The organism is Sphingomonas sp. 3-13AW, from assembly GCF_049311085.1.
GTDB lineage: Bacteria > Pseudomonadota > Alphaproteobacteria > Sphingomonadales > Sphingomonadaceae > Sphingomonas.
Window position 1 is genome coordinate 141,686 of record NZ_JASNVZ010000009.1, and the last position, 8,625, is coordinate 150,310.

The 8,625-nt window shown below is 65.5% G+C and carries 6 protein-coding genes; all 6 read left to right on the forward strand.

Features of this window, described 5'->3' with window-relative positions; translation table 11 throughout:
- Positions 1 to 21 precede the first annotated feature (21 nt).
- Positions 22 to 3,192 carry a phage tail tape measure protein gene (locus tag QP045_RS11895; RefSeq protein WP_422515196.1) on the forward strand — a complete coding sequence of 1,057 codons (3,171 nt, stop codon included), beginning with the start codon at positions 22 to 24 and terminating at the stop codon, positions 3,190 to 3,192.
- Entirely contained in the window at positions 3,192 to 3,782 is a 591-nt protein-coding gene (locus QP045_RS11900) for a hypothetical protein (protein WP_422515197.1), read from the forward strand. Before QP045_RS11895 ends, QP045_RS11900 begins: the two co-directional genes overlap by 1 nt.
- 1 nt (position 3,783) lies before the next feature.
- Positions 3,784 to 4,338, forward strand: a complete 555-nt coding sequence (locus QP045_RS11905; RefSeq protein WP_422515198.1) for a hypothetical protein — start codon at positions 3,784 to 3,786, stop codon at positions 4,336 to 4,338.
- Positions 4,338 to 4,766: a DUF6950 family protein gene (locus QP045_RS11910; RefSeq protein WP_422515199.1), complete on the forward strand. Its 429-nt coding sequence runs from the start codon at positions 4,338 to 4,340 to the stop codon at positions 4,764 to 4,766. Before QP045_RS11905 ends, QP045_RS11910 begins: the two co-directional genes overlap by 1 nt.
- The gene (locus tag QP045_RS11915; protein WP_422515200.1) at positions 4,763 to 6,754 is read left to right on the forward strand and encodes a phage tail protein; all 1,992 of its coding nucleotides are present in this window, start codon (positions 4,763 to 4,765) and stop codon (positions 6,752 to 6,754) included. The genes QP045_RS11910 and QP045_RS11915 overlap by 4 nt, the downstream gene beginning before the upstream one ends.
- A gap of 88 nt (positions 6,755 to 6,842) precedes the next feature.
- Positions 6,843 to 8,625 (forward strand): hypothetical protein (locus QP045_RS11920; RefSeq protein WP_422515201.1); only part of this gene is annotated, 1,783 nt, incomplete at its 3' end.

The following is an 8,625-nucleotide window of genomic DNA, read 5'->3' on the forward strand; positions in this document are numbered from 1 at the left end:
TGCACCAGCAAGGAAACGCGCATGCAAGCACTGCTCGCATCTCTGGTTGTTTCGATTGGCGTCAAGGATGCAGCCTTCAAATCGGGCATGGCAACCGCGCGTGCGGAAGCAAAGCGCACCGGGCAGGAATTCCAGCGCTCGTCCAAGACGATGGAAGGCGCGATCCAGAACGCTGCTCGCGAAATCAACCACGCGATGGTTCGGATCGGCGAGAGCGTGGCCGAGATGGGCGAGAAGATCCGCCGGGCTGGTGTCGGGTTGACCGTTGGCCTCACGGTCCCGCTTGGGCTCGTCGGCAAGTCGACCAAGGATACGGCGGCTTCGTTTGAGCAGAGCATGAACCGTGTCCGCGCGGCACTGCTCAGCACCTCTCCCGAGGACATCAACAAGCTTTCTGAGGCGGCGCTTCGTCTAGGCCCCTCGATGGGCCGCAGCGCGATCGAAGCGGCAGGTGCCGTGGAGATGCTGGCAAAGAACGGCATGAGCGCCGCCCAGATCCTGGGAGGAGGCTTGGAGAGCGCCCTCAAGCTGGCCGTCGTCGGGCAGAGTGACCTAAGTTCTGCCGCCGACCTGACGACCGATGTTCTGGCGCAGTTCGGCAAGCGAGCGTCTGATCTACCCGACATCACCAACAAGGTCGCCGGCGCGCTCGATGCGACGAAGCTGTCGTTTAACGACTATCAGCTGGCGGTAGCCCAAGCGGGCGGCGTCGCGGGTGGCTTGGGCTACGAGTTTGACGACTTCAACGTCGCCCTCGCTTCCACCGTCTCGCTGTTCGGTTCTGGCTCCGACGCGGGCACTGCGTTCAAGACCTTCATGACCTCGCTTTCGGGAAACTCCGATGTAGCGAAGGAACGCATAAAGCAACTCGGCTTGGAGTTTTACGATAGCTCTGGAAGGGCCAAATCACTGGCCGAGGTGGCGGACGAACTAAATACTAAACTTAAGGACCTAAGCGATGTTTCCAGGAGCAAGGTTCTAACGGACATATTCGGCAATGACGCGATGCGCACTGCCATCTCGCTGATGAACCAAGGCTCGCAGGGAATTGCGGATCTCAAGCAGCAGATAGACGGTGTCGCCGCCGATCAAAAGCTTGCGGAACTGCTAAGGGGCGATGCCGCCGCAAGCGAGCAGTTGTCCGCCGCCACCGAGAAACTATCGATCAAGCTCGGTTCTGTGCTGCTGCCGATCTTCACGTCCGTGAAGCAGGCAATCGCATCGGTGGTCGGTGCGCTCGCGAACATGCCTCCATGGTTCTACACGGCAGTCGTGTCTGTTGGGGCGCTTGCCGCCTCCATCGGGCCTCTGGTTCTCGCAACAACGATGATCGCGAAAGTGGCGCTGCCTCTGCTGCTTCTGCGCCTCGGGCCTGTCGCGCTTGCTTTTGCTGCTGTGGTCAACCCGGTCGGCGTGCTGATCCGTCTGCTCGGCCAGCTAGCAATCGCTGCCGGGGCATCGACCGCGCTCGGGCTGCTCGGCGCGCGCATGGCCGCGTTCGCCGGTCCGATCGGAATTGCGATCACGCTGCTCACCATTCTTGTGCCGTTGCTGATGCAGACGGCGAAGCAGTCGGAGGCTTTGTCGAAGGCGCAGGACGATCTCACAAAGCGTCAGGAAGAGGCGCGCAGTGTTCTCGATCGCCTCGCCACCGCTCAAGGAAAGGTGCGTGAGGAGGCCCTAAAGACGGCCAAGGCGCAGCGTGACGCCGCGCGCGACGCATTTCTCTATGCTCGCGCTCAGTTGGCCGCTGCGCGGGCTGCCGCGATGACTGCGATCCAAACCGCGGAAAAAGCCAACGAGCTACCCACCGGCCTGGTCGGCACGTTCCTGCGCATTCGCGGAGGCATGAACGCCAAAGCCAAGAACGATGAATATCAAAAGTTCGTTGAGGTCCAGCAGAAGCAGGCCGATCTCTACGCCGAGCTCGACGCAGGGATCCGGGCTGCCGAAGCCGCCGGTAACGGCAGCGTCAACATCGAAGACCCCGAGAAGACGCGGCGTGGCCGGAAGACCCGCGAGCGCGACGCAGCCCGTGACGAGGCAAGCTATCAGGATGAGCTTGGCCGCCTCCGCGTCGCTGAACTGGAGGCACGCGCCGACCTGACCGAGAGCATCGACGGTCGCTACAAGGCGGCGACGGTGGGTCTGGCGGAGGAGCGCGCCGCCTTTGCCCGCTCTGTGGCGCTCGATGAAGGTCTGAACGACGCTAAGCGGGCGACGCTGCTGGCTGCGAAGGACGTCGAGCTCGAACAGCGCAGGGGCATCGCGGAGCGCGAGCGTTTCAATGCCCTCGCTCAGCAGCAGTATGACATGGAGAGCGACGCCCGCAACGCGGAGCAGGAGGCTCTTCGTGATCGGATGGATTTAGCCGATAGCATGGCCGAGCGTCGCGACATCGGCCTGCGCCTCCTGGACCTTCAGCGGAAGCAGGAGGAGGCGGAAATCGAGCTGATCCTCGCGACCAAGGCGAGCACGACTGCCGAATGGGAGAATGCACGGGCCCGAAAGGATCGCCTGGACGCCGATTACGCTCGCTTGCGTGAGGGCGCGGTGCGCGACACCGAAGGTCCGGCAGAAGGCTACATGCGCGATCTCAACAGGTCGGCGGCCGCGCTTGGTGAGACGATGGAGAACACCGCCGTCTCCGCATTCCAGCGGTTGAACGATGAGCTGGCGGACTCGCTCACGGGGTTCCTGAAGCTCAAGGGCGCGGCGGGATCGTTCGTGTCCACGATCGTCAGCGGCATCGCCCGCATCGCGATCGAGCAGAGCATCATCAAGCCGATGGCGGGTGCGTTGTTCGGGGGTGGCGGCTTCCTCAAGGGCCTGTTCGGTGGCGCCACGGCTGCCACTTCCGCCTTCAGTGGGGTCGACTTCAGTGCGGATCTCGCAGCGGCCGGGGGGCTCAGCTACGGGGGCGGCAAGGCATCTGGCGGCCGCGTGTCTCCGGGAAGTTGGTACACGGTCGGCGAGAGCGGGACGGAAGCGTTTGTCCCGGACAGCGCCGGCACGATCCATCCAAACAGCGCCCTTCGTGGTGGCCAGGCTGCCCCGGCTATAATTCAGATTGTGGGCGAGGAAGGGGCGACCTTCACCCAGCGAGTGGCCGGTATTTCGGGCAACGTCTCCGTCGAGACGGTGCGCAGCGCAAACATGGCGAACGCACGTCGCGCAAGGCAGCGCCTCTAATGAGCGTCGATCTCACCGCGCTAGAGGTAAACGGCGACGAGATCATGCCGCTCGACTTCGGGGGCTTCATGCCTTCGGCGCTCGGCGGGTCCACCTCTCGCTTCGGACGGATGGGTGACCGCTACGCCGCACAGGTCTCGACGCCGTCGATGGAGATTGAGCCGGACGGGCGGCGCTGGTCGGCCAAGCTGCTTCGGGCGCGCAAGGAAGGCGGGATCGTAATGATTCACCAGCCCGGCTTTCGTGTCGGGGCGCCGGGGAGCCCTATCGTGCCGGAGGCTGTGTCGAGCGGTCGCCAGATCCCGCTGGCCGGCCTGACGCCCGGGTACTCGATCCGCGAAGGTCAGTGGTTCAACCTTATTATCGACGGGCAGCGCTACCTCGACCAGGTCGAGAGCGGGATTATCGCGAGCGCAACCGGCACCGCCACGATCACGACGCAGAACCTGATCCGCGCGCCGCTCACCGCCGGCGTGAAGGCCGACTTCGTGCGCCCATGCATCGAGGGCTGGATCGAGGGCAACTTCAGCATCCCGCGCGCGACCGACGGCTTCACCTCCTTCAGCTTCACGATCAGCGAAAAGGCCTGACATGACGCAGCGGATCATCCTTGCGGGGTTCCTCCTCTGGAGCACCCCGGCAGGAGACGTGCGCCTTGCCGATGGCGGCACGCTGTCGTTCAACGGCGAGCAGTATCGTTCGTCCCATCCGGTGTTCGGCTCGATCTCCGGCTTCCAGCCTATCAACGAGGGGGTGGGTGACGAGGCGCCGGCGGGCACGCTGACGTTCTCTCCTGCCCCTGATGCCGACCCTTCGATCATCAACGCTCCGGAGCTCCAGGGTTCGCGGATCCGCATGTGGATCGGCGAGGTCGACGGGGACACCGGCACGCTGACGGGCCCCCCGGATTTGATGTTTGACAGCGTTGTGGATGTGAGCCGGCTGAAACTGGCGCGCGGCTCGCGGCAGCTGGAAGTCGACATCGTCTCCCGCGCCGAGCGGCTGTTCCTGGTGAATGAGGGCAACGTCCTGTCGGGCGAGTTTCACCGCAGCATCTACCCGGGCGAGCGCGGCCTGGACAACGCGATCGGCGTTCCCACGGTTGTAGCCTGGGGTGTTGCCGGGCAGCCGCGAGGCACCGCCTGATGTCTGTGATCGCTCCCCTCAATCCGGTCGAGCGCGCAGCTGCGACCAAGGCAACTGCTGACAAGTTCCGGGGTCGGCCGCTCGACTTCTCGGCGGGCGTTAGCTGTCTCCACCTCCTGCGCGAGCAGATGCTGGCCTTCGGATATTCGCCGCCGGAGATCCCGGCATTCGCCGACGTGCTGGGGGCCAAACGCGCGTTGCGGAAGGCAGGCCACCGGACGTTGAAGGGGCTGCTGAACAAGCATCTGACGCCGATCCCGCCATTGCAGATGCGTGTAGGCGACGTCGCGCTCCTCGCGGGCGAGCCATTCGACGCGATCGTGATCTCCGCCGGCGGCAAGCTGCTGGGCTGGCACGAGGGCGGCCGGGCTGGTCTCGTAAACCTCGTACCCATTGCCCCTCTCATCGCTGCCTGGAGGATCGTATGAGCGGCACGCTGGGCAAGGTGGCGATGGTCGCAGGCATGGTTGCCCTCGCGGCGACGGGCGCTGGTGCAATCGCAGGTGCTGGCTGGGGTATCGCAGGCGTCGGCAGCTTCTCGGCTATTGCACAGGCAGCGTCGGTCGCCGCCGTGGCGGCCAGCACAGCCGCTTCGATGACCGTGAAGAAGCCTACCGCGCAGGGCTCCAGCACGGACATCACGATCGGCGCCAACATGCCTTCGCCGATGATCCTGGGCGAGAGCTACTACGGCGGCAGCCGCGTGCATCTGGTCGGCTACGGCAGCGAGAATGACGTCCCCAACAGCTATCTGTGGGCGGTGGACGTCTATGGCGTTGGCGGCCCCTATGAGGCGCTGGTCGGCACCTACATGGACTTCACGCCGGTCAGCTTCGGAGGCACCGGCCAGGCACTCGGCTACTATTCCAACAACGTACTGTATCGCGATTATCAGCTTGGCCTGACGCCGGAGCCTGATGCGTTAGTGCCGCATTGGCCCGGCGCGCCGAACTGGGGCGCTGCCTACAAGCTCTCTGGCAAAGCGGCGATCGGTTGGAACGCGCGCTTTCCGAAGGACGGCAAGCGGTTTGGATCGGGCTTCCCGCAGACCGGCGCTGTGTGGCGCGGCATCAAGCTCTACGACCCTCGGCTCGACAGCACCTTTCCCGGTGGGGCCGGCTCGCAGCGTTGGGCAGATCCTGCCAACAGGTCCGCGTTCGCCGCTGCCAAGGCAACATGGATCTACAGCCGCAACCCCGGCCTTCACGCGCTGCGGTACGCGCTGGGCACATGGGAGCGCGACGAGAGCAACACGGCGGCCGAATACAAGAAGACGTTCGGCATCGGGCTCTCGCTGGACGGCATCATCATCGAGGACTTCATCCACCTCGCCAACGTCTGCGACGACAATGGCTGGACCTGCAACGGCGTCATCTCCGAGCCGGGGGATAAGTGGGCGAACCTCAAGTCGATCCTGCAGGCGGGCGGCGCCGAGCCGTGCTTCCGCAACGGTCAGCTCGGCCTCCGCATCAACGCCCCGCGCGTGGCGCTCGACACGATCACGGTCGATGACCTGGCGGATGGTGAGAACGTCTTCCCGGCGATGCAGAGCTATCGCGACCGGCTGAACACGATCATCCCGAAATACCGGGAGCCGGCGCAGAAATGGGAATACGTCGCCACCCAGGAGCCGGTGCAGGTCACGCAGTTCGTCACCGAGGACGGCGAGGAGAAGTCGGCAGAGCGGCAGTACAACCTCGTCACGAACCCGAACCAGGCAGCCCAGCTTGCAGGCTATGACCTGATCGGCGGGCGCGAGGTTGGCCCAGTCGAGTTGGTCTGTAAGCCGCGGCTCCGGAAGTACGGCCCGGGCGACATGCTCACGCTGAACATCCCGGAGGCCGGCGAGATGTTCACCGACCGCGACTTCGTCATCATCAACCGCACGGTCGATCCTGCAACCATGACGGTGTCGCTGACGCTGGTGAGCGAAAACCCGAACAAGCACGCCTTTGCGCTGGGGCTGACGGGCAACTCTCCGCCGGCAATCCGCATCCCCGGTCCGGATGAAGCCGACGATGTGGCCGGCTCGCGCCGGAATGAGCGCGCCGCCCACCGGCTCGTAGCGCAAGCCGTCCCTTACCCGCTCAACAGCACCGCGGACGCTATCGCGATCACGGCAATGGCGGGCAACGTCATGGATGACGGCAGGATCATCGACCTGCCCGACGGGAGCCTCCCCGGCCTCACCGCAGGCACGCAGTACGGCGTGTTCTGGAACCTCACGGCAGGGTTTTACGAAACCTATCCCTCTCCGGCCGCCGCCGCGATGGCGGCGAACGACAACATCTTCCTGGGCTGGGTCACCACGGCGAACGCTGATGGCACCTATCCGGCGGCCCCGACCCCGCCGGGCGGCTGGGGTGGCAACGGATCAAGCGGCGGAGGGTATCAGCCTCAGATGCCCGACGCATGACGATGACGACCCCGGCCCTGGCGCTGCTCAGCAGCTACACGATCACCGCCCGCCTGCGTCGCCTGAACACCTGACCGGAGCACCCTTCATGACGAAGCCCATCACGGCTCGCCACGATCTGACGATCTGGCGGAACGACGACTATTATGAATATCCGATCCGGGTCGTCGGCGTCGACCTGACGAATACCGCTTTGGCGATGGAAGTACGTCTCGGCGGGGACGTGCCTGGGCCCGCAATCATCGCGCTCGGTAAGGTCGTGCCCAACCTCGGCGGCGCGGACTATGAAACGGAGGGCGTCCAGTTCCGCGGCGTCTCGGTCGTGGACGGCACCCAGGTAAGCGACGTCCGGATCCGGATGCATCGCGGGACCCTGCAGGGGCTGCCCTACTTCGGTGAAGTCGGCGATCCGGCCGAGTTCGAATATGCGCTCGTGATGGGAGGCCGCACGCGGCTCAGCGGGCGCGTTGTCCTGCCCGCGCACCCCTATCGTTCGGACAGCGCGCCCGCGAGCCGTGTGTCAGGCTACGGTTCGCGTTCCGCGGTGCGCGCGGCGTCTCCAGATGCGGGCGTAACCCTGACGATCGCTAAGGACGGCGGCGCGACGGTCGTGATTGACGGCGCGGACCTGATCGGCGGGCTGCGCGAGGGCGTAGAGGAAGCGCGCATTGAAACCGTCGCAGCGGCGCGGCGCACCGAGGCGATCGCCAGCACCAGCTACCGCGCAGTTGCTACCTATGGGGCGCGCGAGGGCATCCCGCTCGATCAGCGCGGCGCGGGCATGCGGGTGCATGTGTTGGAAGCGGAGCGGACGTTCGAATGGCGCTCCGACCTGTTCGCGCCGGGCGCATGGGTGGGCTTGCGCACCGAGGAGGAATTGTCCCGCCTCGACTTGATGCACGGCGGCTTGTCCCAGGAGAAGGTCTATGGCCTGCTGGGCACCCTCGACGCTCTGCGGGAAGCAGATTCTGCGGCCGTTGCGGTCAAGATCCTCTCGCCGCGTGCGGTCGCGCTCTCCAGCGCGGCCAACCCGCGCGGCTATGTGGAATGGGCAACGGCAGGGCAGCCGACGTCCCACGTCGTCTCCTGGGGCGGCCGCGCGATTACGCTCGACGGCCAGGCGCGGCGAATGGATTTCCCGAGCTACTCGCTCGAGCAGCCGTTCGCCTTCATCGGCAACAGCCTCTCCGATCCCACCGACGTCACCGATCGCTGGACGCAGCAACTGGCGGCTCGCTACGGCCAGCCCTTCACCAGTGTCGCGCGCTATTCGTCCGACGCGCGCATGGTATACCGCAGCGGCGCCAAGCCGATCGTGCTGACGCTGGCGGGCGCGCTCCCCGCGAGCGGCTCGGTCGCTGTCTCGCAAATCAACGGCGCCCCGATCGACGGCAACAACCCGGCCGCGTTCCTCACCACCGGGGATGCGGGCCTCACCACCGGCATGAGCATGAGCGGCCTTGTCGCGCGTAACGGCGTCAGCCGCCGCGTGACGGTCTCTGCTCCGAACGGTGGGAGCTTTGCCTATCGCGTCACCCAGGAGCCGGGGCAGGCTGCGATCACGTTCGACGGGCCGGTGACGTTCGTTCCCGACTTCGCCCTGTCGGTCGCCGGCCGGACGGCCGTCGTCTGGATCGGCAACAACTACTTCTACAGCGGCGTCCCCAACGAATACGGCGACCACACCAACCCCCAAATGTGGGTCGACCTGAAGCTGATCGTCGCTTTCCTTCAGGCGCGCGGCTGCCGGGTGCTGCTGCTGCCGATCCTCCCCAACGCCGACTGGACGGAGCGCGGGCCTGGCACGTCCTATGACGCCCATGTTGCCGGCAACGTGCGCACCGACGCGCTATTTCCTGGTCTCGTCGCGC